25 protein-coding genes are annotated in these 26,575 nt (G+C 61.0%); 22 read left to right on the top strand and 3 right to left on the bottom strand.

What is annotated here, in order from left to right:
• Positions 1-100 precede the first annotated feature (100 nt).
• The 3 genes from HS961_RS15500 to HS961_RS15490 all read left to right on the top strand — a co-directional run bounded on the left by HS961_RS15500 (position 101) and on the right by HS961_RS15490 (position 1,833).
• Complete coding sequence (locus HS961_RS15500) at positions 101-478, top strand: Rap1a/Tai family immunity protein (RefSeq protein WP_182323482.1); 378 nt, start codon at positions 101-103, stop codon at positions 476-478.
• Between the two features lie 63 nt (positions 479-541).
• Positions 542-841 carry a hypothetical protein gene (locus HS961_RS15495; protein WP_182323480.1) on the top strand — a complete coding sequence of 100 codons (300 nt, stop codon included), beginning with the start codon at positions 542-544 and terminating at the stop codon, positions 839-841.
• A gap of 557 nt (positions 842-1,398) precedes the next feature.
• On the top strand, positions 1,399-1,833 hold the full coding sequence (locus HS961_RS15490) for a hypothetical protein (protein WP_182323478.1): 435 nt from the start codon (positions 1,399-1,401) through the stop codon (positions 1,831-1,833).
• Positions 1,834-1,880: 47 nt separating this feature from the next.
• Here the strand turns inward: HS961_RS15490 and HS961_RS15485 are convergent, their stop codons facing one another.
• Positions 1,881-2,765 (bottom strand): AraC family transcriptional regulator, encoded by an 885-nt coding sequence (locus HS961_RS15485; RefSeq protein ID WP_182323476.1) that lies wholly within the window; start codon positions 2,763-2,765, stop codon positions 1,881-1,883.
• Positions 2,766-2,862: 97 nt separating this feature from the next.
• Here HS961_RS15485 and HS961_RS15480 point away from each other — a divergent pair, with 97 nt between their 5' ends.
• The 14 genes from HS961_RS15480 to dgoD all read left to right on the top strand — a co-directional run bounded on the left by HS961_RS15480 (position 2,863) and on the right by dgoD (position 16,131).
• Positions 2,863-3,390: a carboxymuconolactone decarboxylase family protein gene (locus HS961_RS15480; protein WP_182323474.1), complete on the top strand. Its 528-nt coding sequence runs from the start codon at positions 2,863-2,865 to the stop codon at positions 3,388-3,390.
• A 49-nt stretch (positions 3,391-3,439) separates the two neighbouring features.
• On the top strand, positions 3,440-3,709 hold the full coding sequence (locus HS961_RS15475) for a DUF2024 family protein (protein ID WP_182323472.1): 270 nt from the start codon (positions 3,440-3,442) through the stop codon (positions 3,707-3,709).
• A 38-nt stretch (positions 3,710-3,747) separates the two neighbouring features.
• Positions 3,748-4,563 (top strand): YggS family pyridoxal phosphate-dependent enzyme, encoded by an 816-nt coding sequence (locus HS961_RS15470; protein WP_182323470.1) that lies wholly within the window; start codon positions 3,748-3,750, stop codon positions 4,561-4,563.
• Between the two features lie 142 nt (positions 4,564-4,705).
• Entirely contained in the window at positions 4,706-5,731 is a 1,026-nt protein-coding gene (locus HS961_RS15465) for an IPTL-CTERM sorting domain-containing protein (protein WP_182323468.1), read from the top strand.
• Positions 5,732-5,846: 115 nt separating this feature from the next.
• Complete coding sequence (locus HS961_RS15460; RefSeq protein WP_182323466.1) at positions 5,847-6,434, top strand: IPTL-CTERM sorting domain-containing protein; 588 nt, start codon at positions 5,847-5,849, stop codon at positions 6,432-6,434.
• Positions 6,435-6,745: 311 nt separating this feature from the next.
• Positions 6,746-7,447 carry a FadR/GntR family transcriptional regulator gene (locus tag HS961_RS15455; RefSeq protein WP_182323464.1) on the top strand — a complete coding sequence of 234 codons (702 nt, stop codon included), beginning with the start codon at positions 6,746-6,748 and terminating at the stop codon, positions 7,445-7,447.
• Between the two features lie 136 nt (positions 7,448-7,583).
• Positions 7,584-8,354 carry an SDR family oxidoreductase gene (locus HS961_RS15450; protein WP_182323462.1) on the top strand — a complete coding sequence of 257 codons (771 nt, stop codon included), beginning with the start codon at positions 7,584-7,586 and terminating at the stop codon, positions 8,352-8,354.
• Between the two features lie 14 nt (positions 8,355-8,368).
• A complete protein-coding gene (locus tag HS961_RS15445) occupies positions 8,369-9,616 on the top strand; it encodes an enolase C-terminal domain-like protein (RefSeq protein WP_182323460.1) in 1,248 nt (415 codons plus the stop codon).
• A 65-nt stretch (positions 9,617-9,681) separates the two neighbouring features.
• Positions 9,682-10,695 (top strand): TRAP transporter substrate-binding protein, encoded by a 1,014-nt coding sequence (locus tag HS961_RS15440; protein ID WP_182323458.1) that lies wholly within the window; start codon positions 9,682-9,684, stop codon positions 10,693-10,695.
• 153 nt (positions 10,696-10,848) lie between these two features.
• Entirely contained in the window at positions 10,849-11,439 is a 591-nt protein-coding gene (locus HS961_RS15435; protein ID WP_182323456.1) for a TRAP transporter small permease, read from the top strand.
• Complete coding sequence (locus HS961_RS15430; RefSeq protein WP_182323454.1) at positions 11,436-12,716, top strand: TRAP transporter large permease; 1,281 nt, start codon at positions 11,436-11,438, stop codon at positions 12,714-12,716. Before HS961_RS15435 ends, HS961_RS15430 begins: the two co-directional genes overlap by 4 nt.
• 114 nt (positions 12,717-12,830) lie before the next feature.
• Entirely contained in the window at positions 12,831-13,856 is a 1,026-nt protein-coding gene (locus tag HS961_RS15425; RefSeq protein WP_182323452.1) for a DctP family TRAP transporter solute-binding subunit, read from the top strand.
• Positions 13,857-13,893: 37 nt separating this feature from the next.
• On the top strand, positions 13,894-14,931 hold the full coding sequence (locus HS961_RS15420; RefSeq protein WP_182323450.1) for an L-idonate 5-dehydrogenase: 1,038 nt from the start codon (positions 13,894-13,896) through the stop codon (positions 14,929-14,931).
• A 51-nt stretch (positions 14,932-14,982) separates the two neighbouring features.
• Positions 14,983-16,131 carry a galactonate dehydratase gene (gene dgoD, locus HS961_RS15415; RefSeq protein ID WP_182323448.1) on the top strand — a complete coding sequence of 383 codons (1,149 nt, stop codon included), beginning with the start codon at positions 14,983-14,985 and terminating at the stop codon, positions 16,129-16,131.
• A gap of 64 nt (positions 16,132-16,195) precedes the next feature.
• Here the strand turns inward: dgoD and HS961_RS15410 are convergent, their stop codons facing one another.
• A complete protein-coding gene (locus tag HS961_RS15410) occupies positions 16,196-16,933 on the bottom strand; it encodes an SDR family oxidoreductase (RefSeq protein WP_182323447.1) in 738 nt (245 codons plus the stop codon).
• Between the two features lie 131 nt (positions 16,934-17,064).
• Here HS961_RS15410 and HS961_RS15405 point away from each other — a divergent pair, with 131 nt between their 5' ends.
• From HS961_RS15405 to HS961_RS15395, 3 genes are all read left to right on the top strand, one after another.
• Positions 17,065-17,955 (top strand): LysR family transcriptional regulator, encoded by an 891-nt coding sequence (locus HS961_RS15405; RefSeq protein WP_182323445.1) that lies wholly within the window; start codon positions 17,065-17,067, stop codon positions 17,953-17,955.
• A gap of 968 nt (positions 17,956-18,923) precedes the next feature.
• Positions 18,924-22,172, top strand: a complete 3,249-nt coding sequence (locus HS961_RS15400) for a DUF11 domain-containing protein (protein WP_182323443.1) — start codon at positions 18,924-18,926, stop codon at positions 22,170-22,172.
• On the top strand, positions 22,169-22,987 hold the full coding sequence (locus HS961_RS15395; RefSeq protein WP_202883118.1) for a hypothetical protein: 819 nt from the start codon (positions 22,169-22,171) through the stop codon (positions 22,985-22,987). The genes HS961_RS15400 and HS961_RS15395 overlap by 4 nt, the downstream gene beginning before the upstream one ends.
• Before the next feature lie 91 nt (positions 22,988-23,078).
• Here the strand turns inward: HS961_RS15395 and fusA are convergent, their stop codons facing one another.
• On the bottom strand, positions 23,079-25,190 hold the full coding sequence (gene fusA / locus HS961_RS15390; protein WP_182323440.1) for an elongation factor G: 2,112 nt from the start codon (positions 25,188-25,190) through the stop codon (positions 23,079-23,081).
• Between the two features lie 284 nt (positions 25,191-25,474).
• Here fusA and HS961_RS15385 point away from each other — a divergent pair, with 284 nt between their 5' ends.
• A complete protein-coding gene (locus HS961_RS15385; RefSeq protein ID WP_182323438.1) occupies positions 25,475-25,819 on the top strand; it encodes an ArsR/SmtB family transcription factor in 345 nt (114 codons plus the stop codon).
• A gap of 51 nt (positions 25,820-25,870) precedes the next feature.
• On the top strand, positions 25,871-26,572 hold the full coding sequence (gene queC / locus HS961_RS15380; protein WP_182323436.1) for a 7-cyano-7-deazaguanine synthase QueC: 702 nt from the start codon (positions 25,871-25,873) through the stop codon (positions 26,570-26,572).
• Positions 26,573-26,575 lie beyond the last annotated feature (3 nt).

Raw genomic sequence — 26,575 nt, 5'->3', positions numbered from 1 at the left:
GTAAGAGCAAGGGTCGACGAGAGGACGAAAAGTGCAGCTTTCATTGTGGTATTGTTAATTGAAGTTACAGAATTGTCCACCCACTTGGAATCAGGATCTCATGAAAGCTATCGTTGCCACGCTCGCGGCTATTTTTATCTCAAGTTCAGCTTCCGCCGTCTCCTACACGGGGAACGATTTGTATTTGGGCTTAAGAGATTTCAAAGCATTGACAGAGCCGGGTGGTGCCTCAAAAGCAAGTACTGAAAGTGCTGTACGCGCCTTTAGCGCCGAAGGCTATTTGAGGGGCGTGATAGACAGCGTAGGAAACGAAGGCTATTTTTGTCTTCCGGAGAGATGGGTAATGGGTCAAGTTATTGATGTAGTGCATAACTACCTAAAAGACAATCCTCGCTCGCGGCACGACTCAGCCGCGATCATCACGGGGGCGGTACTTAGTGTGACGTTCCCGTGCAAGGACTCGAAGCTAAAGAAGTAAAAAAGCACTGTACATGCATACAGTGTTTGGCTAAACTTCGGGCTCCATCAACAAGGAGTCCAAATGTCCAACATCATCGTCACGCTTCACGACGCACCCAGCAAGATGACCGACCAGGCCATCCGAGAGGTGGTCCAAAAATTCTCCAAAGTCTTGCAGGGCGAGTTCCGCAATACCGAAGCCATGAGCTCAAGCTACAAGGCCTACATGACCGCCTTGGGCGACGACGGGATCACCCTGTCAAAGGACATGCAGAGCAAGGCAGAGTCCTTCCACAAGGCCTACGTCAAGGCTGCGCAGCTGGCCCTCGGAGCTCGCAAGATGAATGAAGAAACTCGCTTTGATGTGAGGATCGCGGCCTAACCATCATCCGACCCGCTTGTAAATGGCAAAGTCGAGCAAGTTAGAGCACTAATAGGCGATGGTTAGCGGGATGGTTATAGCATAATGGAGTCTATAAAAATCCTTGTTAATCAATAACTTGCTAACCTTGTTTATATTTGGGTGGGAATTAGCTGGCTGTAAAGAACGGCTCTAATCACAGAAAGCATTTTATTCCAAGCCTGCTGTCTGACGGGATTTTTTCATGGCTGCCAACATAATAATATTTATGAAAAATTTTACTTTGGAGTAAGAGCGATCGATTGATTTGATGAGTATTGTCAAATAAGTCGTGTGTTGAAAGGGCAATTTTTGGCTTTCATCTTACACGAATCGAGAATTTTTATTGGTATGAAGTAGTTCTTGAAGTGGCTTGTATTGAGATTTCGTCCATGTGAAGGCTATCCCGTTCACGCAATGACAAGTCCGGAATGTGATCTCATGAAGGCAGTGACTGCTTTGATGAAAAACACTTCTTTACAATTTATCATAGATGTTGTATTGTTGGGTTTTAGGAGTGCAGAATGATTAGAATTTGTGTGTTTTTATTCTTCAGTGTATGTCATATTAACGTTTGGGCTCAAGATTGTTCAAATCAAGAGTATGGTGTATTTATTGAGTATGATAAATTGCTAGATAAATATCCGACAATTGCAGAGTCGGAAATTAGAAATAGAGTCGCTGCGAAAATTGGTATTAGCCCAGCTGCATTGAAAGACTTATATTTTAGGTGTTTGCTTCGTTGGAAAGATGAGCCTCGCGGGCAAAAAGATACTTCCTTAGTCCAAGATACCGCCAGGACTAAGAGCCTTAGCTGTAAAACTCTTGGCTATAGATTCGGGCACACTGCTACACGCTCGGCCCAAGGAAGGACGCCAAATAAAGACTGGAATTTCGTTATGCCTAGTAGATGCACTAATAAATCGGAAACTAATGCTGGAATAAAGGAAGGCGTGGTGGCAGCACAAAAATAATATAACGGGGATTTGATTGGGGAAAATATTCAATTGTTGTACTGCTTTTACACAAGTAGCTTTTCGCTTGGATCGACAGCTACCTTCAACCACTCTCTCGGCGACACCCCCACCTTCCCCACAAACGCCCGCGACAAGGCCGACGGATTCGCATACCCCAGCTCCTCCGCCAGCACCTTGATCGAACGCCCGTCGCGCAGCCCGTTCTGGGCCAGCGCCACCCTCCAGCCCGTCAAATAATCGGCAGGCGTTTTCCCCACCAAATCGCGAAAGGTATTCGCAAAGGCGGTGCGCGACATCCCCGCTTGCTCGGCCATGCGCTCCAGGGTCCAGGCGCTGCCTGGGGCGTCGTGCATGGCGATCAGGGCGCGGGCCAGTCTTGCGTCGGACATGCCATTGACCAGGCCGGGGCGGATGCCGGCGTGCTGGGGGTGGTCCAGCAGCCAGCGCAGCAGCTGGATGACGACAACTTCAAACAAGCGATCGACCAGCAGGCGCTGGCCGCAGCGCACCTGGTCGGTTTCGGACAGCAGCAGTTGCAAGGCCATGTCCATGCCGGGCACCTGGGCCAGGGGCAAGGCCACCAGGGGCGGCAGTGAGCGGGCAAGCGGGTTGATCGCGCCGCCCTCAAACACCAAGCGCGCGCAGCTGAAGTCGGCACCTTCCTCTGGTGGGTTGTGGAAGCGGTGCGTGAACGGGGCCGGGTAGAGCAGGACGGTGGGCTCTTTAAAGCGCAGAGATGGCGGCACATCGCGGGCGCTGGGGTGGCTCACCTCCAGCTCGCCACGGCGCAGCACATGCAGGTAGCCAAAGCCCTCGCCGGCATCAAAGTGGGTCAGGCCGCAGAGCGCGCCGGAGTGGTGCAGTTGCGCCTTGATGCGAAAGCGTTCCAGGATGCCGGAGAGGCGGTCGATAGGCGCTGGCGTCTGCATGGTGTACGAATTGGTGTTTTTTGTGAATTAATTAGTCCAAATTATACATTTGGAGCATGCATACTGACTCTGCGTTTTAACCACTTAGGAGCCTTTGATGTCCCGCGTATCTACCAACAACACCCCCGCCGCCAGCCAAGCCGTGATGGCCCAGATCCAGAGCGCCTTTGGCGCCACGCCCAATATGTTCAAGGCCGTTGCCAATTCCCCCGCCGCGCTGCAAAGCATGTGGGCCGCCTTTGGCGCGCTGGGCAAGGGCAGCATTGGCGCCAAGCTGGGCGAGCAACTGGCCGTGGCCATTGCCAACTACAACCGCTGCGAATACTGCCTGGCGGCGCACACGGTGCTGGGTCAAAAGGCCGGTGCCAGCCTGGCCGATATGTCGGCCGCCCAGATCGGCCAATCGGGCGATCCCAAGACCGCTGCTGCCCTGGACTTTGCGCTGAAGGTCGTCGCGCAGCGCGCGCAGATCATCGATGCCGACGTGGCTGCCTTGCGTGCTGCCGGTTTTGGCGATGAGGAAGTCGTCGAGATCATGGCGCATGTGGCCTTGAACCTGTTTACCAACTACATCAATGTGGCGCTCGATGTGCCGGTGGACTTCCCCAAGGTTGCGCTGAAGTGATGGACTGCTTGCCCGGTCGTTCGCCGTTATGGATGTTAGGAGTTCCCAGATGAAAATCGCTGTGTTTGGCACCTATGTACGGCGGCCGGACGGGCGCAGGATGCATTTCGACATCCTTGTGCGGGACGAATCGCCCGATAAGGATGTTGATACCGTGCTGGCGCATGGCCGTCGTTACCTGGCTGCCAAACGGGTGCCAGCAGAGGCATTGGTGGCGCAGAAATGCTGCTTCTGCCATGTGGAATCTGCCCCGCCAGCGGTGGAGCAGGAGATCAGGCGTACCGGCTTTGCGATCATTGAATTGCAGAACTGCGATTGAGCGCCTGTAAGCTCACGAGCATTCTAGAAAGGGCCCAGATGACAACCGATAACCAGCCTGCCACCGATACCCTGCACGACCAGCATGGCCGTTGGCCGCAGGCTGAATCGGTGGAAGACTTTCGCCACAACCTGGCTGCCGTCCAGGCACGCATCGCGGCGGCCTGCCAGCGTGTGGGCCGAGACCCCGCCTCCGTGCGCCTGCTGCCCGTCAGCAAGACCAAGCCGGAGGCGAGCCTGCGCCTGGCCTATGCCGCGGGCTGCCGCATCCTGGGCGAGAACAAGTCCCAAGAGGCCTATGGCAAGTGGGAGGCGATGCAGGATCTGCCTGATCTGCAGTGGTCTGTGATCGGCCATCTGCAAACCAACAAGGCCAAGCTGGTGGCGCGCTTTGCGACCGAGTTCCAGGCGCTGGACAGCCTGCGCGTGGCCGAGGCCTTGGAGAGGCGGTTGCAGGCGGAGGGGCGTGGCCTGGATGTGTTTGTTCAGGTCAATACCTCGGGCGAGGCCAGCAAATACGGCCTGGCGCCGAATGAGGTCGCCGCCTTTGTGCGTACGCTGCCTGCGTTCTCTGCACTGCGTGTGCGCGGGCTGATGACCTTGGCGCTGTTTTCTGCCGAGGCCGAGCAGGTGCGCCAGTGCTTTGTGCGCCTGCGTGGCTTGCGTGACCAGCTTCGGCAGCAGGCGCCGTCCGGGGTCAGTCTGGATGAACTCTCGATGGGCATGTCGGGCGACTACGAGATTGCGATCGAAGAGGGCGCCACCGTGGTGCGGGTGGGGCAGGCGATCTTTGGGGCGCGGGCGATGCCGGACAGCCATTACTGGCCGGTGGCTGGTGACAGGGCGGCCGGATGATGTGGTGTCGGTCTGGCCAGCCGCATTTCGGAGGGGGTGGGAGAAAACTAGTAGTAAATGTTGAATTACCTAGTTTCAGGGATAGACAGTTTCATACATGAGGTAACAAAATGAACGATTGTTCACCTTTTGATTGCTTGTCATGCTGTCCTTGCCTTCTGCGCTGCCGTCTCGTACCAAGCCGATGGGGGCTTTTTTTGTGCCATTAGCCTTGTCTATGGCACTGGCTACATCGGCGGTCAATGCTCAGAGTATCGATACAACGACGACTTGGGACGGGAGTTCTTCCGTGTCGTCCTTTGGTTTGCCCAATACGGCCACCTACGGTCAAACCATCATGGCGCCTACTCTGCCCGCGAAGTTGCAGGCCTTCGAGATACGTATAAATCCACAGGGAATGGCCTTTCCCTTTAAATTTTATGTTTATGAATGGGACCCAGTCGCTCAGCAGGCAACGGGACCACAAATGTACGCCAGCGCAGTGCAGACGACTGAAGCTGTGTCGGTCTTTCAGACCTATGCCGTTTCTGACTTGAATGTCACGCTGGTGCCCGGCAAGTCGTACGTATTGTTTGCCAGTGTGTCTGAGACGCCAGGACCTGTTGCCTCCTCCCGTTGGGGAAGCGTTGACGGCGGCAGCTATGCGGATGGTCAATTTGTATTCGTGAACAACTCCGGGAATCCTTCGGCCTGGACCAGCCAGCAGTGGACGACTAACTGGAACGGTGGCATAGATCTGGCTTTCAAAGCGGGGATTTTTTATGTTGGTGCGCCTGTTGCTCCTATGCTATCCCTTGATTCTACAGGTGACAGTCGTGCCAGTTTCGGACTCAGCCTGTCGGACTCCGGTGCTGCTCCCCTGCAACAGTACAACCTGAGTTGCTCGCCGCAAGGCGATGGAGCGGTGGTAACGGGCAGTGGCTCCACCAGCACGCTCACCCTGATCGGCTTGGTGAACGGTACCACCTACGATTGCACTGCGACGGCCACCAATGGCGATGGATTGACCGGCCCCGCGTCGAACATCGTCGCTGTCACCCCGCGTGCTGCTCCGGCGGCGCCAACACCAGTTCCAACGCTTAGCGAGTGGGGAACCATGCTGCTGTCCGCTCTTGTTGCTGGCTTGGGCATTCTGGGTATGTCTCGCGCCAGTCGTCGTCACCGTTAAGGTCGCAGGCGCTTGCCCCTGCTTCGCTGCAGAGTGCGTTGGGACGAGGACTGCCCAGCAAATCAATGCTGCGCCTATCGAATTTCTTAATCTCACCTTTGATTCTAGGTATCGAATGAAAAAAATATTGGCTGGCCTGGGTTTGGCCGTGATTGCTGCGCATGCGTCTGCGACGTACACCATCTCCATTTCCGCCGTTGGCGCGGATGTGGTGGCGACGGGTCGCGGCACGATCAATACAACAGGCATGACCATTCAAACCATTGAGAGTTCTTGTGGCGGCGGGAAGGGCGGCACAGACGCCAACATCACCATTTGTATGGGTGTAGGGGCTGCTGGCGGGGTTTCTGTGGACGCGGTCTCTAATACAACGCCGTTCGGTACGGGGCTTGTCACACTGGCTAGCAGCGCATCAGGAGATCCTGTATTCATGTCCGGGCCTCTGCTGTATCTGCCCGCCAACTACGTGTCGGGCGCGCCATTGACCAGCTCCAACACCTATGCCGGCACAACGCTCGCGGCGATGGGCTTGACCGCAGGAACCTACACCTACAACCTGAGCTCCGGTGACAAGCTGGTGCTGCAGGTAGGCGCGGTTGCTGCGCCCACCCCTGTTCCGGGCTTGGGTACCTGGGCGGTGGTGGCATTGTCGGCCTTGCTGGCGATGCTGGGCTTGGCGCGCGGGCGCAAGTACAAGGCCTGAGGGGTCCGGGGAGGCTTGCACCTGTTATGGCAGTGTGATCTCCCATGTGTGGTGCTGTCAGGCGACCCAGCCTGGCAGCGCAGTGCGATCAAATCGTAATGCCGCCCTCGGGCGGCATTTTGCTGCGCAGTGTGGCTGGTGGTGGCAGCGCAAGAAGGTGGAGGCGAGTACCAACAAAGGCGAGCCCCGCACTCAAGCACGGAAGGCGGGCATGATCGGGGCCAAGGCAACGAGCGGCGTCAGCACGCCATTGCTGGCCCCAAGTCCTTTTGTTTTGTATGATGAATGATTCTGCACCACCACCGATTGCCATGTCTTTATCGTCACAGCCCGGCAGCAGTCTGCATCACCAGGTCATGGACAGCCTGGGCCGGCTGATTGCCAGCCCCGAGTACGGGCCTGGGGCCACCTTGCCCAATGAAGAGGTGCTGTGCGAGCGGTTGGGCGTTAGTCGCACCGCCGTCCGCGAAGCCATCAAAGCCATCAGTGCCAAGGGCATGCTGGAGGCGCGGCCCCGCACCGGCACCCGCGTGCGGCCGCAAGAGCAGTGGAGTCTGTTTGATGCCGATGTGCTGGGTTGGTTGTGCAGCCAGGGCGTGGACAAGGAGTTGGGCCGGCACCTGATGGTCATGCGCGGCATTCTGGAACCGGCCGCCGCATCCTTGGCCGCGCGCATGCACACGGATGCGCAGCTGCTCACGCTGCAGCAGGCCTTTTCCGCGATGGAAGCGGCCACCTCCATTGACGAATGGGTGGTCGCCGATCTGGCCTACCACCAGAGTATTTTGCAGGCTACGGGCAACCCCTTGCTGATCTCGCTGGGCGGCATTGTGGCCTCTGCGCTGGAGTCTTTGCTCACCGTCAACGCGCAGCAGGCGGGGCAGTTCAACGATGGCCTGGTGATGCATGGCAAGGTGCTGGCCGCCATTGAGCGGCGCAGCGCAGAGGATGCGCAACTGTGGATGCGGGCGCTGCTGGCCGACACCATTGCCCGCTGGGGCGCACCCGCTTAAGGGCCGCAAATCCAGGCTTTGCGCGGCTGTCGCCCAAAGCACATGCGCAGTAAAAATCCTAGGGTTTGCTCTGATTCAATCATCATACAAATAAAACGATGATGGCGACTTCTGAAATTCTCAAGGTCGCCATTCCATGTCTCGTTCGCTGTTTGATCTGTCCGGCCGTACGGCGCTGATTACCGGTTCCTCGCGCGGCATTGGGCTGGCGCTGGCCCAAGGCTTGGCGGAATCCGGGGGCACGGTGGTGATCAACAGCCGCCAGCAGGCAGCGGTGGATGCGGCGGTCGCGCAGCTGCAGGGCCTGGGCCTGAAGGTGCAGGGGGCCGCCTTTGATGTGGCAGACCAGGCGGCGGTCGAGGCAGCTTTTGCTGCATTTGATGCCCAGGGCCTGGCGATCGACATCGTCGTCAACAACGCCGGCATCCAGCACCGCGAGCCCTTGCTGGATGTGTCCCTGGAGGACTGGAGCCGGGTCATCAACACCAACCTGACGGCGGCCTTTGTCGTGGGCCGCACGGCAGCGCGCCGCATGATTGCGCGCGGTACCGGGGGCAAGATCATCAATATCGGCTCGCTCACCAGCGAGGCAGCACGCGCCACGGTAGCGCCCTACACGGTGGCCAAGGGCGGCATCAAGATGCTCTCCAAGGCCATGGCGGCCGAGTGGGCCATGCATGGCATCCAGGCCAACTCCATCGGCCCGGGCTACATCTTGACCGACATGAACGAGGCCCTGGTCAACAACGTGGCGTTTGATGCCTGGGTCAAGGCCAGCAACCCCACGCAGCGCTGGGGCCGGCCCGATGAGCTGGTGGGCACTGCCATTTACCTGGCCTCGGGCGCATCCAACTATGTCAACGGCCAGATCATCTATGTGGATGGTGGCTGGTTGGCGGTGCTGTAAGCGGGCGCATCACCATGGCCACCTTGATTACCGACGTCAAAGTCATCGCGACAGCACCGGAGGGCATCAACCTCCTGGTCGTCAAGATCGAGACCAACCAGCCCGGCCTTTACGGCCTGGGCTGCGCCACCTTTGCCTACCGCCATTTGGCGGTGCAGTGCCTGGTCGAGCAGTATCTGCGCCCGTTGCTGATCGGCCGCGATGCCAGCCAGATTGAAGAGCTGTGGCAGCTGATGCACCAGAACGCCTACTGGCGCAACGGTCCCATCGAGAACAATGCGATCTCGGGCGTCGACATGGCGCTGTGGGACCTGAAGGGCAAGCAGGCTGGCATGCCGCTGTACCAGTTGCTGGGCGGCAAGCTGCGCGAGGGCGTGCCTATTTACCGCCATGCCGATGGGCGCGATCTGGAAGAGCTTTGCGACAACATCCAGAAGTACCGCGAGCAGGGCATCAGCCACATCCGCTGCCAAAGCGGTGGCTATGGCGGTGGCGGCTTTGGCGCGGCGCCTGCTACCGCACCCCAAGGCGCGGCCGATGGTATCTACCTGGATGCGCGCAAGTACATGCGCGAGACGCTGAAGATGTTTGATGCCATCCGCAGCCGCATTGGCTTTGAGGTGGAGCTGTGCCATGACGTACACGAGCGCCTCAAACCGGCCGATGCGATCCGCTTTGCGCAGGCGCTGGAGCCCTATGAACTGTTCTTTCTGGAAGACGCGATTGCGCTGGAAGAGGGCGACTGGCTGCGCCAGCTGCGCGACAAGACCAATGTGCCGTTGGCCCAGGGCGAGCTGTTTAACCACCCGTTTGAGTGGCGCGGCATCATCGCCGAGCGGCTGATTGACTTTATCCGCGTACACCTGAGCCAAGTGGGCGGCATCACCCCCGCGCGCAAGCTGCAGATATTTGCCGAGCAGTACGGCGTGCGCACGGCCTGGCATGGCCCGGGCGATATGTCGCCGCTGGCCCATGCGGCCAATATCCATATCGACCTGGCCTCGCGCAATTTTGGCGTGCAGGAATGGTCGGGCACCGAGCCACCCAATTTTGTGATCCAGGAACTGAAAGGCCCGCGCGATGCGCTGCTGGCCGTGTTCCCTGGGTTGCCCACGTTCAGCAATGGCCATGTGTATGCCAATGACCTCCCCGGCCTGGGCGTGGACATCGACGAGCGCGAGGCCGCCAAGTACCCCTGCAGCAGCGCGGTAACCACCTGGACGCAGACGCGCTTGGCCGACGGGAGCCTGCAGACCCCTTGATTCCCAGCATGCCGGGCCAGCAGCGCCGGCTTTTTTCGACTCACAACAAAGACGGAGACAGACAGATGAGCATCCACTTCCCACTGCGCCGCACCCTGATGGCGACCCTGGCGGTATCGGCCATGGGCATTGGCGCGGCCTATGCCGAGGTCAAGGCCCGCGTCGGCCACGCCATGCCCGAGAGCCATCCGCAAGCCATTGCGATGAACAAGTTCGCCGAGCTCGCATCCACCTACACCAATGGCAATGTGAAGGTGCAGGCCTACCACAGCGCCGTGCTGGGCAGCGATGAGAAGCAGCTGCAAGCCGTGCAATCGGGCACGCAAGATCTGTATATCGGAACCCTGGCGCCGCTGTCCTCGCGGGTCAAGGAGGTGCAGGTCTGGGATCTGCCCTTTATGTTCCGCAACTCGGCCGAAGTCTATGCGGTGCTCGATGGCGCCTCGTCCAAAAAGATCTTTGAAAAGATCGCACCGGCCAACTTGGTGGGCCTGACCTGGACCGGCATGGGCTTTCGCAACCTGTCCAACAGCAAGCACCGCGTGGCCAAGCCCGAGGATGTGAGCGGCCTGAAGATCCGCGTGATGACCAACCCGGTCGCGCTGGACACCTGGAAGACCCTGGGCGCCAATGCGACGCCGATGGCCTTTGCCGAGGTCTTCCCGGCGCTGGAGATCAAGGCGCTGGACGGCCAGGAGAACCCCCTGCAGCACATGTGGGCGAACAAGATGCAGGAAGTGCAGAAGTTCATCACCATCACCAACCATGTCTACACGCCGTCCGCGCTGGTGGCATCCAAGAAGTTCTGGGATGCCCTGTCGCCCGCTGACAAGGCCGGTGTGCAAAAGGCCGCGACCGAAGCCGGCCTGCTGCAGCGCAAGCTGCTTGACGAAGGCGACAGCGAAGCCATCGAGAACTTCAAAAAGGCGGGCGTGACGGTGGACAGCATGCCCGCCGCTGAGCTGGCGCGCATGCAAGACAAGGTCAACCCGGTGCTGGCCAAGTTCTCGCCGCAAATCGGTGATGAATTCGTCAAGGGCTTCTTTGCCGAGATCGACCAGGCCCGCAAGGCCAAGTAAGGGCCTGGGGCCCCTGCCTGCGTAGGCGGGGCCCAAGCCTTTCGTCTTACTTCAACGTTCTGGCAGCGCCCCATGGCGCGGCGCTGCCGACCAAGACCTACAAGCTTCAGGTGGTGGCAGGGCATAAGCCCTGCTGCCGGGAAAGGTGTTGCCATGGGCAATGTACTTAAAAGGCTCGCGGACGGGCTGATCCGCGCGCTGGAAATCATGATGGTGCTGTGCATGCTCGTCATGCTGGTGATGGTGTTCGGCAATGTGATGCTGCGGCTGTTCTTCAACACCGGCATTGATCTGTCCGAAGAGGTTCCGCGCTTTGCCTTTGTGTGGATGACCTTTCTGGGCGCCATCGTAGGCATGCGCAAGCGCGCCCACCTGGGGGTGGATTTGATGGTGCAGCTGCTGCCCGTGGCAGGCCGCCGCGTCTGCTGGGGCCTGAGCCAGGCGGTGATGCTGGTCTGCTGCATCTACATCGTCTACGGCACCTGGCTGCAGCACGACATCATCGCGGGCAATGCCTCGCCGGTGGCGCAGCTGAGCATGCTCTGGGTCTACGGCGTGAGCTATTTCACCGGCGCAGCCATTGGGCTGATCTGCCTGTCCAACCTGGTGCGGCTGTTGATGGGGCGGGTGCCGGACCATGAGCTGATCGATGTGCAGGAAGAGGGCATGGAAGAGGCCCGCGAGGCCGAGCACGCGATGCAGGCGCAAACGGGTTCGCAGGGTACACAGGGAGGTCGCGCATGACCATCTTCATTTTTATCTCGTCGCTCCTGGGCCTGATGGCGCTGGGCATGCCCGTGGCTTTCGCGTTGATTGGCTGCGGCCTGGCGCTGATGTACTACATGGGCTTTACCGATCCGCAGATCGTCGTGCAGAACATGTGGGATGGCGCCAATAGCTTCCCCTTGCTGGCGGTGCCGTTCTTTATGCTGGCGGGCGAGTTCATGAACGCCGGCGGCATGACGCGGCGCATCATCCAGATGGCCATGGCCTGGATTGGCCATATCCGTGGCGGCCTGGGCTATGTGGCAGTCGGCGCTGCGGTGATCATGGCTTCGCTGTCGGGCTCGGCCGTGGCCGATACCGCTGCGCTGGCCGCCGTGCTGGTGCCGATGATGCGCAAGGCCGGCTATGACGTGAACCGCTCTTGCGGCCTGATCGCCAGCGGCGGCATCATTGCGCCGGTGATTCCGCCATCGATCGCAATGATTCTGTATGGCGTGACCGGTGGCGTGTCCATCACCAAGCTGTTCATGGCTGGCATTGTGCCGGGCCTGCTGATGGGCGTGGCGATTTTGCTGGCCTGGCGCTGGTGCATTGGCCGCGACCCGATCGTGACCGAACCCAAGCGCAGCACCGCCGAGCGCCTGGCTGCCACGCGCCAATCGCTGTGGGCGCTGGTGCTGCCGGTGGTCATCATCGGCGGCTTGAAGGCTGGCTGGTTCACCCCCACCGAAGCCGCCGTGATTGCCGCCATGTACTCGCTGGTCGTGGGCATGTTCATCTACCGCGAGATCAAGCTGAACCAGCTGTTCGCACTGATCTACCGCGCAGCCGAGACCACCGCCATCATCATGTTCCTGGTGTCGGCCGCCGGTGTGTCCGCTTGGCTGATCACCACCGCCAATATCCCACAGCAGCTGGCGACCCTGGTCGAGCCGTTGATGGACAACAAGATGCTGCTGACCTTTGCGCTGATGGTGCTGGTGCTGCTGGTGGGTACGGCGTTGGATTTCACACCGACGGTACTGATCATGACGCCCGTGCTGATGCCGGTGCTCAAGCAAGCGGGCATCGACCCGGTCTACTTCGGCGTGCTCTTCATCATGAACAATGCCATCGGCCTGGTCACTCCTCCGGTGGGCACTGTGCTCAATGTTGTCTGCGGGGTGGCCAAGATACCGATGAGTGGCGCCATCAAGGGGGTCATCCCTTTCATGGTCGCCCAGACGATTGTGATGTTCCTGCTGGTGGTGTTTCCGCAGATCGTCATGTGGCCGCTAGAGATGATGAGCCGCTAAACCCCCAACCCGCTACACCCAAGCCTATCTATTGAAGAGCCCCCAGGCGCTTGTCAACGCAGACGCGAACGAAAGTGCCGGGGCGGGCTTTGCCCAAAATTCCAGGAGACGACCATGAAACTGATCCAACGCCGAAGCCTCATTGCAGGCCTTGCCTTCGCCACCTTGGCCGTGCTGGGCCTCGCACCCGCGCAGGCACAAGACGCCAAGCGCGCACGCCTGGGCCATTCCTTTGCCGATTCGCACCCGCGTGCCATCGCGATGAAGCAGTTCGCCGCCGATGTGGGCAAGGCGACGGACGGCAAGGTCGTCGTTGACGTCTACAGCAGTGCCACCCTGGGCAGCGAAGACAAGATGCTGATTGCGGTGCAGAGCGGCACGCAAGACTTGTACATGGGCGCGCTGTCGCCCATCGCTGCGCGCAAGAAGGCGCTGCAGATTTTTGATTTTCCGTTTCTGTTTGCCAGCGATGCCGAAGCCGCCCATGTGCTCGACGGCCCCATCGGCCGCCAGATGCTGGACGGCATTGCCGACATGAAGATGCGCGGCCTCGTCTGGGCGGGCGGTGCCTTCCGCAATATGTCCAACAGCAAGCGCCCGCTGGCGACGATGGCCGACATGAAGGGCCTGCGCGTGCGCGTGATGCAAAGCCCGATGGCGCTGGCCAGCTTCAATGCCATGGGCATGAACGCCGTGCCGATGGCCTTCTCCGAGGTCTATCCTGCGCTGGAGATCAAGGCGCTGGACGGCTATGAACACCCGGTGGTCGACATGTATGCCAACAAGATGTACGAGGTGCAGAAGTACCTGACCATTACCAACCATGTCTACACGCCCGTGGCGCTGATCGCCTCGGACAAATGGTGGGCCAGCCTGAGCGCTGCCCAGCAGCAGGCCGTGCAGCAGGCTGCTGAAAAGGCGCGCACAGTGCAGCGCAGCGAAGAGCTGCGCCAGGCCGGCGAGGTCGTCGCCGAGCTCAAGTCCCATGGCATGCAGGTGGGCGAGATGCCCGCCGCCGAGCTGGAAAAAATCCGTGCGGCAGTGCAGCCGGTGATCGACAAAAACCAGGCGACGGTAGGTACGGAGTTTGCCCAGTCGTTTTATGCGGCGCTGGCCAGTTACCGCAATACCAAACGCTAAGACCTTCTCTCATTCAAGCCAACTAGGAACTTCTGACATGGAAGCGCTTGTTATTCACGCACCCGGCGATCTGCGCGTGCAATCCGTCCCCGCGCCTGCGCCCGGGCCTGGCCAGATGTTGGTAAGGGTGCGCTGCGGCGGCATCTGCGGCTCTGACCTGCACTACTACCAGCATGGCGGCTTTGGCACGGTGCGCATCAAGGAGCCGATGGTGCTGGGCCATGAGGTCTCGGGCGTTATCGAGTCGCTGGGCGCCGATGTGACCGGGTTTGCTGCCGGTCAGCGCATTGCAGTCAGCCCCAGCTGGCCCTGCGGCCAGTGCCGCTTTTGCCAGATGGGCCTGCAGAACCACTGCCTGGACATGCGCTACTACGGCAGCGCCATGCGCACACCCCATGTGCAAGGCGCGTTTCGCCAGCAGATCGTCATCGAGTCGCACCAGGCCCATCTGCTGGCCCCCCAGGTGAGCGATGCCGAAGGCGCCATGGCCGAGCCGCTGGCCGTGGCCCTGCATGGTGTGCAGCGGGCGGGCCCGCTGCTGGGCCGCAAGGTGCTGGTGACAGGATGCGGACCGATTGGGGCCTTGGCCATCATCGCAGCGCGCCGCGCAGGCGCCGAGCACATTGTGGCCACCGACATGAGCGCGCACCCGCTGGCCAAGGCCTTGCAGGTCGGCGCTGATGAGGTGGTACATGTGGGCGAGTCGCCCGATGGCCTGGCCCGTTATGCGGCCGACAAGGGCCAGTTCGATGTGCTGTTCGAGGCCAGCGGCAACCCGCATGCCTTGCGCGGAGCCTTTGAGGTGCTGCGACCGCGCGCCACCATCGTGCAGCTGGGCCTGGCCGGTGCCGAGATGACCTTGCCGATCAACACCTTGGTGGCCAAGGAGTTTGACTGGCGCGGCTCCTTCCGCTTCCATGAAGAGTTTGCGACCGCTGTGGCCCTGCTCAACAAGGGCTTGGTCGATGTGAAGCCGCTGATATCGGCCACCTTGTCCTACCGCGATTCGGCCCGCGCCTTTGCGCTGGCGGCCGACCGCTCGCAGGCCATGAAGGTGTTGCTGGACTTTGAGTGACCGCCCACCACAACCGCTGATCTTCCACCTCTTTTTTCCATTGCCCTTCCCATGAAAATCGTCAAGCTCACCACCTTTATCGTGCCACCGCGCTGGTGCTTTCTCAAGATCGAAACCGACGAGGGCATTGTCGGCTGGGGCGAGCCGGTGGTCGAAGGCCGGGCCCACACGGTAGCCGCAGCGGTCGATGAGCTGTCTGACTACCTGGTGGGCCGCGACCCACGCAATGTGCAGGACCTGTGGAATGTGATGTACCGCGGCGGGTTCTACCGAGGTGGCCCGGTGATGATGAGCGCCATAGCCGGAGTGGACCAGGCGCTGTGGGATATCAAGGGCAAGGCGCTGGGCCTGCCGGTGCATGAATTGCTGGGCGGCAAGGTGCGCGACCGCATCCGTGTCTATTCCTGGATCGGCGGCGACCGGCCGGCGGATACGGCGGCCCAGGCGCAAGCGGCTGTGGCGCGGGGCTTTACCGCCGTCAAGATGAACGGCACCGAGGAGATGCAGTACATCGACAGCCATGCCAAGGTGGAGCAGGCCGTCGCCAATGTGGCGATGATCCGCGAGGCGGTGGGCAAGGACATCGGCATTGGTGTCGATTTCCACGGCCGGGTACACAAACCCATGGCCAAGGTGCTGATGCGCGAGCTGCGCGATTTCAACCTGATGTTCATCGAGGAGCCGGTGCTCAGCGAGCACTTGGAAGTGATCCCCGAGCTGGCAGCCATTGGCGCCGCCCCGATCGCGCTGGGTGAGCGGCTCTACTCGCGCTGGGATTTCAAGCGCGTGTTTGCGCTGGGCGGAGTGGACATCATCCAGCCCGACCCTTCGCACGCTGGCGGCATCACCGAGACCTGCAAGATTGCCGCGATGGCCGAGGCCTACGACGTCGCAGTGGCGCTGCACTGCCCGCTGGGCCCCATCGCGCTGGCCGCCAATCTGCAGATCGATGCGGTTTGCTACAACGCCTTTATCCAGGAGCAAAGCCTGGGCATCCACTACAACCAGGGCAACGACCTGCTCGACTACGTGCACAACCGCGATGCCTTCCACTACCAGGACGGCTACGTCGCCATCCCCGGCGGCCCGGGCCTGGGCATCGAGGTGAACGAAGCCTATGTGGTGGAGCGGGCGAAAGAGGGCCACCGCTGGCGCAACCCGATCTGGCGCCATGCGGATGGGAGTGTGGCGGAGTGGTGATCTGAGCTGAGCTGCCTCCGTCGCCGGCGTGCTGGCAGGCTGCCAGCAGGGCGCGGGTTGATTCTTAAGCAATCCCTCCATTGGCGCGCAGCACCTGGCCGTTGATCCAGCCAGACTCCTTGCTGGCCAGAAAGGCGACCACGGCGGCGATGTCTTCGGGCTCGCCCAGGCGCTCCAGCGGGGGCATCTTGGCAAAGTGTTCGATCTGGGCCTCGGTCTTGCCGGCAAAGAACAGCTCGGTCGCCACCGGGCCGGGGGCCACCGCGTTGACGGTGATCTGGCGGCCGCGCAGCTCTTTGGCAAACACGCGGGTAAAGGCCTCGACGGCGGCCTTGCTGCCGTTGTAGATGGCGTAGCCCGGCAGGTTCAGGGCCAGCGCGGTGGTGGAGACATTGATGATGCGGCCGCCTGCGTTCATGCGAGTAGCAGCCTCGCGCAGGGTGTTGAAGACGCCTTGTGTGTTGATCGCAAAGGTCTTGGCAAACAGCGCGTCGCTGGTCTCAGCCAGGGGGCTGGTGGTCAGCACGCCGGCATTGTTGACGAGCACATCGATCTTGCCCAGCTGCTGCTCGACAGCACTGAACAGGGCGGCGACCTGGTCGGCTTGCGAGATATCGGCGCGGACCGCTATGGCCTGGCCCCCTTCTTGCACCAGCGCCTGGGCCAGCGCTTCGGCCTCTTGCGCCTGGCTGGCGTAGTTGATGGCGATGGCATAACCGTCTTGGGCCAGACGCCGGGCCATGCTGGCGCCAATGCCGCGCGATGCGCCGGTGATGAGGGCGATGGAGGTGGGCTTGTTCATGTCTGCTTTCACGTCGTTGATGGGATAGTTGGATTTTTCACTATTCCATTCAAAAGATCATTGAGCTAGTTTGAATTTTATAATTCGGTTTACTTTAATAATCTGCGCCGCCGTTGATCGGCCTCGTCGCGATGGACCGTTTTCAAGAGATGCAGGTATTTGTGCGGGTGGCCGACCGCAGCAGCTTTGCGCAGGCGTCGGACGATTTGCAGATCCCGCGCGCCACGGTGACCAACCTGGTCCAGCGCTTGGAGGCCCGGGTAGGCGCGCGTCTGCTGGACCGCACCACACGCCAGGTGCGCTTGACGCCCGAGGGCGAGGACTACTACCGCCGTTGCACCCGGCTGCTGGCCGACCTGCAGGAGGCGGAGACGGCCTTTCGCCACGCACCGCCGCAGGGTCTGCTGCGGGTCAACCTGCAAGGCACCTTGGCGCGCTATTTTGTGATGCCCCATCTGGGTGCCTTTGCTGACCAGTACCCTGGCGTGCAACTGCATATGGCCGAAGACGACCGGCTGGTGGATCTGGTGCGCGAAGGGGTGGACTGCGTGCTGCGGGCCGGCAGCCTGCAAAACTCGACGCTGATCGGGCGCCAGGTCGCATCGTTGCGCCAGGTCACTGTGGTCAGCCGTGGCTATGCCGAGCGCCATGGCCTGCCGCAGTCGCTGGAGGAGCTGGCGCAGCATGCCGCCGTTGCCTATGTCTCCAGCGCCACGGGCCGGCCGGTGGCGCTGGAGTTTTGCGTGGGCAAGCAGGTGGTGGAGCGGCGGCTCAAACCCAGCATCACCGTCAACGGGGCCGATCTGTACACCGGTGCGGCCTTGGCGGGTTTGGGAATGGTGCAGGTGCCGCGCTACCGCATTGCGCAGGCGATGGAAGAGGGCGAGTTGCTGGAGGTGCTGCCTGATTTACCGCCGCCTTCTATGCCGGTATCGGTGCTGCATCCCTATAGCCACCAGCCTTCGGCGCGGCTGCGGGTGTTTATCGACTGGTTGGCAGAGCGCTTTGCGCATGTGGGTTAAAAGCCATTTGAATATACGGCTGGTAGTGGCGTCAAGCTGGCGGCAAAGCGTGCACCCAGCCATCGGCCGAGAAAACAATGATCGGTATAACCCAGTCGATTGCATTTTATATGTAAGTAATTACAACCAAGTGCTTTTATTCGTTGACAGTAAAACTGATTTGAATCTTAATGCAATTTGTTTTTTAAAGGCCAGATTGCTGGAGCTATTTTGTTTGCGAGCTGCTGATTTAAGCGCAGGGTCATAATCGAAATTGATACTGCATTGATATATCCAAAGCCACACCAAGCCCATTTTTATTCAATGGTATTAAGCGGTCGCAAGTCCAAAACTATACAGCCATGATTTGCCATTGCCCACCCCCCTGATGCTTCCCGTTCAATGGCCAGGGAGACACAGTTAAGGATGCTCTGCAAAACCCTCGCCAAGCGGGAAAGACGCGGATCGGGATGAGACGCAAGGCGTCTTTTGCAGTCAATAGCCGTAGCTATTGACAAGGAAGACAGCGCAGCGGATCGCCCGAGACCGCGTTCAGACCACGGCAGGGAGTTTTGCAGAGGGTCCTTAAGTTCATTGCTGACGTGCTGCCTTTTACTGCTTCGGGCTGAAAGGCTGATAAAAAGCAAGGCAAACATTCTCCCATCTTGACGGGCTCCGGGGTGCTCGCTTAGCTCAGGGGATCAGGGAAATTCGGGTTCTAGCGGCTCGAAAAACCACAAGCTGTGGTGTTGTTCGTCGTTTTGCAATGCAGCCGAGGCAGCCCACTGCCACGCCGTTCTAGAGATTGATTTCCAGGTATTTTGCGTTGCAAAAATCGAATTTCAATGAGAAAGGAGTGTAGTCAAAAGTACCAAATGCTCCATCCGATACAGGCGCGGACACAGTACTTTTGATGGGGGATTATGAAAGCGACAAACCGTTTACCCAGCAGAGAAGCCCTGTGGGCCAGGCATCTAGTCACGGCAGCTTTGCTAGTCTCGGCCATTGGCGGGGCACAGGCGCAGGATTTTTTAGCGAATAAAAAATTCGCACCCACCGATATCTCTGCCAACAGCCAGTCCATCCTCACTTTTGATTTTTTCAACACCAGCGGTGGCGCGCTGGATGCCGCGGTCACGGACACGCTGCCAGAGACGATGCCCCCTGGTCAGCTGTGGTTCTCGCCAGCCGACTTGGCGCTCGCCACGCTCTCTGGCCCTGGCTGCACGGGTGGCGCGCTGGCGTTGTCCGATTTTTTGGATGCCCCTGCTGGCACCAAAGCTCAGACACTGTCCGTGTCAGGACTGAATCTTCCATACGTGCCCGGCAGCACGGACCCGGCCTGTCAGCTGTCCATCCCCGTGCAATCGGGCGATCTGAGCGAAGACAGCAACCTCATCAACAGCGTCCCCCAAGGCGGCGCCTATGCCATGGCCGGCTCCAATCGCTTGGAGTCCGATCCGTTCTCTGCCACCTTGCGGGTGCGTGCGCCGACCAGTCCCTTTGCCGTGGGCAAAAGCTTTGCGCCAGCCACGATCCCCGCAGGCGGGCGGAGCACCCTGACCATCACGGTCAAAAACAATGAGCCTGAGGCCAAGAGCAATGTCGGCTTTAGCGATGCACTTCCAGCCGGGCTGACGCTGCTGGAGACGCCTGAGTTCAGTGGCAGCTGCGGTCCTGCCAGCACCCCCAGCGCCATGGGTTCCTCGTCAGTCAGCGTGGTGGGGGCGACAGTAGCGCCAGGGGGCATTTGCACGGTGACGGCTTTGGTCGAGGCCAGCGCGGCAGCCAGCGGCGCCTTGGTCAACACCATCCCTGCGGGTGCCGTCAGTGATGGCAGCAGCTCCAACGTGGTCCCCGCCCAGAGCACGCTCTATGTGCGCAGCCAGATCAAGATGACGAAGGCGTTCATGAGCGGCTCCAGCGCCAAAACCAACCTGTTGCCCCAGCCCGGCAACCTGCATGGCCGCTCGTTCACGACGGGAGCGGCATCAGCCGTGGTGGGCCAGGCGGTGCCGGTGCGGGTGTATTTCAGCAACCCCTTGCCGCTCCCGTTGACGGGTGGCACCCTAACCGACACGCTGCCGGCCGGTTTGGTGGCGGTGGCCAGTGAGGTGGGTGGAACCTGCGTATGGTCTACACCCAAACCCAGCCTGGCTGCCAATGCGACCACCGTGGCGCTTGCCGGCTTTACGGTGCCGGCCGCCAACCTCATTCGGGGCTCGCTGGGGAGTTGTTATGTGGAGTTTTGGGTCAAGGCCACCTCGGCCCTGGGCAACACCACGAACGCGCTGAACACCAGCGATGTGGGCTTTGACGGCATCTCGGGAGCAGATATCGATGCGGCCACCTCGGCCGACCTGTCCGTCACCGCATCGGGCAGCGGCGGCGCCCTGAGCTTGAGCAAGACCTTCTACAACGATGCGCGCACCCGGAGCCATACCGGCACCACCGGAGGCTTGCAAGTGGCCAAGGGTGAGGCCTTCTGGATGCGGGTGAATGTGTTCAACCGTCTCTACGACACGACCTACAGCCAGGTGGTGGTGTCGGATCTGCTGCCCAACGGCGTCAGGGCCGTGCAGCCCTTGCAGGCCTTGGTCCAGACCACCCCCGATGGAGACACAGCAGCCGCCAGTTGCGCGGTCAATGGCAGCGTCTCTGTCGCTGACGAAGCGGGCCGGGACCGGGTCAGCTTCAGTGGCGCCAGCGTACCTGGCGCGGTAGGCGCAGCGGCCACCAATGCCAGCCTGAACCAGGGTTGCTTTTTCTGGATCAAGCTCGTCAGCAACCAGTCTGGCGGTTACCAGAACACGATTGGTGCGAACACGGTGACGAGCGCGCAAGGGGTGTCGAACCCCAGCGCCGTCAACGCCCGGGTAGCCGTGACCGGTGATTTCAACGCGAGCAAGCGCTTCAGCCCCAACCAGATTGGCGCCAATGGCGGCGCCAAGACGCGGCTGATCCTGAGCTTTGACAACAGCACCGCGCAAACGCCCATCACGAATCTGGCCGTGATGGACGCGCTGCCCGGCAGTGCTGCCTTTGGCTACCTGCAAAACAGCCAAGTGATGGCCAACACCTGCGCGGCGACCGTGAGCATCACACCGGGCGCTGCCAATAGCTCGGACAGGATTGACGTCACCGGGGGCACCGTAGCGGCGGGTGGCGCCTGCCAGATCGAGGTGGAGCTGACGCACAACGGCGGCAACCCCTTGAACTTTGGCAAGCTGACCAACCGCATCCCCGCCAATGCCATCACCAACGACCAGAACCAAACCAATCCGCTGGAGCTGACGGCAGAGTTGTCCCAGGCGAACATGGGCATCTCCGTCGTCAAGAGCTTCCCGGTGAGTAGTGCCTTTGGTGGGCAGTCGGTGCCGTTGACCTTGCATTTCGCCGCTACAAGCAGCAGCAGCCTGCCGCAAGGCAACATCTCGATCACCGACCATCTACCCGCCGGCATGCTGATTGCCCCCGAACCCAACCTGGCCACGACCTGCAAAAACGAAGACGGGTCTGCGGCCACCAACCTGACCATGCCTCCGGGCCAGGACGCATTTACGTTCTCTGGCTTTTACTTCAGTGCCTATGGGGATGGCCAAGACAGCTGTGACCTCACCATCGATGTGTTTCTGTCATCGACCGGCAACAAGGTGAACAGCATTCCTGCCGGAGCGATCACCACGGATGCCGGAACCACGAATGCATCGGCCACGGAAGCCTCGCTGTCTGCCTTGGTCAACACCGCCGTGCAGATCGCTTTCGCGCCCAAGTCGATCAAGGCCCGTGAAACCAGCACGCTGACCCTGAGCGTAATCAATGTGGGGACCGGTGCGAGAACAGGCTTTGAGCTGACCAATACATTGCCTGCAGGGCTGGCGATCGCGCCCACGCCCAGTGCATCTACCAGCTGTGGCAACGGCGCCGTCACAGCGGTGCCGGGCGGCAACGCGCTGTCCATTAGGGGTGCGGATGTAGAGGCCAACGCGAGCTGCGCGATCAGCGTGCAGGTCAGCGCCAGAGCGGGCACGTATGTGAATGATGCAGACGATCTCAGCGGATCGGCGTATCTCGATACCTCGCCCGCCAAGGACATACTGACTGTCGAGGACGATGGGAGCGTGCCTCCGGGCTCAGCGGTAACGCCCGTGGCTAGCCTGAACGGAGTGTCCATCGTGGCACTGAGCCTGATGCTGCTGGCCTGGGCCTGGCGAAACCGAAGAAGGGCTCAGCGATGAAGATTACAGCTTGCAGCTTCGGGTGCTCTTCAGATGCACGGCGCGGAGCCATTCCGGGCCGCTGCTGGCTTGCAACGCTGGTCGCCATCGCAGGCCTGCCCTTGGCCGCTGCGGCCCAGCAGCTGCCACCGCCAGCTGAGGAGGGCGCCACCGGCGCCTGGGCTGTTCAGCTGACGCCCTATGTCTGGGCCAGTGGTATCGGCGGTGATCTGCGGGCCTTCAGCGGCGCCGGTGTGGTGTCCATGGACAAGTCCTTTTCCGAGGTGATGAAGGACCTGGATGCCGCCTTCTTTTTGACCGGCTATGCCCGCAAGGACCGCCTGGTGCTGCTGGGCGATATCAGCTATTCGTCCAGCTCGCGCTCGGGAAAATTGCCGCTGGGCCTGCCAGCATCAGGCAGTTTCCGCCAGGCCTCCGCCACCTTGGCAGCGGGCTACCGCGCGGTCTCCAATGCCGATATCAACCTGGATCTGCTGGCGGGCCTGCGCGCCTGGAGCGTCAAGGCCTCGGTCGATGTGGCGGGCGGTCTGGTGCAAACCTCGCCAGAAAAGCGCTTTGTCGACCCCGTCATTGGGCTCCGCGCCCATATCCCCCTAGCGCCGCGCTGGTCGGCTATTGCCTATGGCGATGTGGGCGGCTTTGGCCTGGGCTCGCGCGCCACGCACCAGGTCGCTGCCACCGTCAACTACCAGTGGAGCGAGCAGGCCTTTGTCTCGCTGGGCTACCGGGTGCTGACCCTGGACTACCGCCGGGGCGGCACGCGCATCGATGTGACGATGGCCGGGCCGCTGTTGGGCGCCACCTGGCGCTTTTAACGACTGCGCATAAAAAACAGGCACACAGCCTTAGGAGCGGTGTGCCTGTTTGGTTTGGCGGTGATGTGGCCTGCCGAAGCAGGCCAGGGCCTTAGCGGTTCGACCGGGTCGCAATGCCAGCCACCACATGGGCTGGCGCTTCGGTGTAGCGCTTGAACTCCATCGTGTAGGTGGCACGGCCTTGCGTCATCGAGCGCAGCTGCGTCGCATAGCCAAACATCTCGGACAGGGGAACCTCGGCCTTGATGCTCTTGCCGCCACCGGCGATATCGTCCATGCCCTGCACCATGCCCCGGCGCGATGACAGGTCGCCCATGACGGTACCGGCATAGTCCTCCGGCGTTTCCACCTCGACCGCCATCATCGGCTCCAGGATGACCGGGTTGGCCTTCTTCATGCCTTCCTTGAAGCCGAAGATGGCCGCCATCTTGAAGGCCTGCTCGGACGAGTCCACATCGTGGTACGAACCAAAGGTCAGCCGCACGCGCACATCCACCACCGGGTAGCCGGCCAGCACGCCAGTCGTCAGTGCTTCGCGCACCCCCTTCTCCACGGCGGGGATGTACTCACGTGGCACCACGCCGCCCTTGATCTCGTCGACAAAGGCAAAGCCTCCGCCGGACTCCATCGGCTCCAGGGTGAACACCACATGGCCGTACTGGCCCTTGCCGCCCGACTGGCGCACAAACTTGCCGTCCACATCCTTGACCGTGTTGCGGATGGTCTCGCGGTAGGCCACCTGGGGCTTGCCCACATTGGCCTCTACGTTGAACTCCCGCTTCATGCGGTCCACGATGATCTCCAGATGCAGCTCGCCCATGCCGGCGATGATGGTCTGGCCCGATTCCTCATCGGTGCGCACGCGGAACGAGGGGTCCTCGGCAGCCAGGCGCGACAGGGCGATGCCCATCTTTTCCTGGTCGGCCTTGGTCTTGGGCTCGATCGCTTGCGCAATGACGGGCTCAGGGAAGGACATGCGCTCCAAAATGATCGGCGCGCTCGGGTCGCTCAAGGTCTCTCCGGTCGTCACCTCTTTGAGGCCCACACAGGCTGCAATGTCGCCGGCGCGGATCTCGTCGATTTCCTGGCGCTCATTGGCATGCATCTGCACGATGCGGCCAATGCGCTCCTTGCGGCCACGGATCGGGTTGTAGACCAGATCGCCCTTGCTGAGCACGCCAGAGTAGACGCGCACAAAGGTCAGCTGGCCCACAAACGGGTCGGTCATCAGCTTGAAGGCGAGGGCAGAGAACTTCTCGCCATCGTCCGCGCGGCGGGTCAGCAATTCGCCATCTTCGTCGTCCTCGCTGTGGCCAGTCACCGCAGGCACATCCAGCGGCGACGGCATCAGCTCGACTACGGCATCCAGCAAACGCTGCACACCCTTGTTCTTGAAGGCCGAGCCACAGAGCATGGGCTGGATCTCCGTCGCAATGGTGCGCAGGCGCAAGCCCGCAATGATGTCGGCCTCGGGCAGATCACCCTCGCTCAGGTACTTGTCGGTCAGCGCTTCGCTGGCTTCGGCAGCGGCTTCCACCATCTTGGTGCGCCACTCTTGCGCCGATGCCAGCAGCTCGGCGGGAATCTCCCGGTACTCGAACTGCATGCCCTGCGAGGCCTCGTCCCAGATGATGGCCTTCATCTTGATCAGGTCAATCACGCCAGAGAACTCGGCCTCGGCGCCAATCGGGATCACGATGGGCACGGGGTTGGCCTTCAGGCGGTCCACCATCATCTGGCGCACGCGGAAGAAGTCCGCACCAATGCGGTCCATCTTGTTGACGAAGGCCAGGCGTGGCACCTTGTACTTGTTGGCCTGGCGCCAGACGGTTTCCGACTGCGGCTGCACGCCGCCGACCGAGTCATAGACCATGACGGCGCCGTCGAGCACGCGCATGGAGCGCTCGACCTCGATCGTGAAGTCCACGTGACCGGGGGTGTCGATGATGTTGATGCGGTGGGCCGGGAAGTTGCGTTCCATGCCCGACCAGAAGGCGGTTGTCGCTGCCGAGGTGATCGTGATGCCGCGCTCTTGCTCCTGGGCCATCCAGTCCATCGTGGCGGCGCCATCATGCACCTCGCCCAGCTTGTGGCTCACCCCGGTATAGAACAGGATGCGCTCAGTCGTCGTGGTTTTTCCGGCATCGATGTGCGCAGAGATGCCGATGTTGCGATAGCGTTCTATGGGGGTATGGCGGGCCATGTTGACCTCCTTGGGTCGGGTTTTTCAGCTGGATTCAGCTGCGTGTTACAGCCCTGTGCGCTCCCATTTTGCGACATCCGATGCCTTTAAGGAAGCACCGGCACAGGGCCAGAAAAGAGCGATATTAATAGTACGAAGACAATCGTACTGTCGTCATGGGTATTGGCGGTTTGGGGACAATAGTGCCATTCGGGCTGTCCGCCCTGCCGACGCAGGCAGAATGGCGCCCTTTGAATGACCCGGCTATATCAGCCGATGCGCGCCCCCGTGGCGCATGGACCCCGATGATTCCTCACCACCCTGAAGCTGCGCAGATCCATTTGGAAAATGTGCTCACCGCCCTGGGCAACCCCACCCGGCTGGCGGTCGTGCGCGTGCTGGCCGATGGCCAGGAGCGCAGCTGCACGGCGCTGCTGCGCGACCAGACCAAGTCCACGATGACGCACCACTGGCGCGTACTGCGCAGCAGCGGCGTGATCTGGCAGCGCCCGGTGGGGCGCGAGAACCTGCTGTCGCTGCGGCGAGAGGACCTCGATGCCCGCTTTCCCGGTCTGCTCGACGCGATTCTTTCGGCCACGCGCAGCGATGCGATGACGGACGCCAGTACGGCCTGGGGCGAGCGCAGCTAGATTGCCGATACAAACTTGGTTTTTGATTTTTGATGGATGGAGAAGCGCAGCATGCAAGACGCCAAGGCGCTGGTACTTTTTTCGGGTGGACAGGATTCCACCGTCTGCCTGGCTTGGGCTTTGAGCCGCTATGCCCATGTCGAAACGATTGGCTTTGACTACGGCCAGAACCACCGGGTGGAGCTGGAATGCCGTGGCACCGTGCTGGCTAATTTGCGCACGCAGTTCCCGCAGTGGGCAGCAAAGCTGGGGGATGACCACCTGCTGAACATCGATGTACTCGGCCAGATCAGTGATACAGCGCTGACCAGCGATGCCGCACTGGCCTACCAGGCCGATGGCCTGCCCAATACCTTTGTGCCGGCACGCAATCTGGTGTTTTTGACCTTGGCATCGGCGGTAGCCTACCGCCGCCAATGCACGGTGCTGGTGGGCGGCATGTGCGAGACCGACTTCTCCGGTTACCCCGACTGCCGCGACAACACCATGAAGGCCATGCAGGTGGCGCTCAGCCTGGGCTTGGGCCGGCAGCTGGTGGTGGAGACGCCGTTGATGTGGATCGACAAGGCCGCGACCTGGCAGCTGGCGCAGGACTTGGGCGGAGACGCCTTGACGGCCCTGGTGCAGGAGGACACCCACACCTGCTACAAGGGCGACCGCAGTGAGCGTCATGACTGGGGCTATGGCTGCGGCGAATGCCCCGCCTGTGCGTTGCGCGCACAGGGCTTTGCCCGCTGGAAGCAAGCGGTCTAAACA

Origin of the sequence: Comamonas piscis, assembly GCF_014109725.1 — a bacterium.
GTDB classification, from domain to species: Bacteria; Pseudomonadota; Gammaproteobacteria; order Burkholderiales; family Burkholderiaceae_C; genus Comamonas; species Comamonas piscis.
The sequence above is the reverse complement of the archived record's forward strand: the minus strand, read 5'-3'. Positions and strand labels throughout refer to the sequence as shown.